Here is a 593-nt window from a genome sequence, read left to right as displayed (position 1 = left end):
CCTTCTGCCTTTGCACTCTTCGAATGATTTCCAACCATTCTGAGGGAACCTTGGGGCGCCTCCGTTACTCTTTAGGAGGCGACCGCCCCAGTCAAACTGCCCACCTGACACTGTCCTCGCACCGGATCACGGTACCAAGTTAGAACCTAGATACGATCAGGGTGGTATCCCAAGGATGCCTCCTCTCAAGCTGGCGCTCAAGATTCTACGGCTCCCACCTATCCTGTACAGATCGTACCCAAATTCAATATCAAGCTGCAGTAAAGCTCCATGGGGTCTTTCCGTCTTGTCGCGGGTAACCTGCATCTTCACAGGTATTAAAATTTCACCGGATCTCTCGTTGAGACAGCGCCCAAGTCGTTACGCCATTCGTGCGGGTCAGAATTTACCTGACAAGGAATTTCGCTACCTTAGGACCGTTATAGTTACGGCCGCCGTTTACTGGGGCTTCGGTTCATAGCTTCGCTCCGAAGAGCTTACCACTCCCCTTAACCTTCCAGCACCGGGCAGGCGTCAGCCCGTATACTTCGCCTTGCGGCTTCGCACAGACCTGTGTTTTTGCTAAACAGTCGCTTGGGCCTTTTCACTGCGGC

1 rRNA gene is annotated in these 593 nt (G+C 53.3%); it reads right to left on the bottom strand.

Annotation, left to right across the window (positions count from 1 at the left end):
* Window positions 1–593: ribosomal RNA gene (locus tag AC6EJC_RS26855) — 23S ribosomal RNA — on the bottom strand; the annotation flags it as partial.

It is taken from the genome of Paenibacillus sp. TY11, assembly GCF_059772165.1.
Note: the sequence above shows the minus strand (reverse complement) of the source record. Positions and strands in the feature narration are given on the sequence as shown.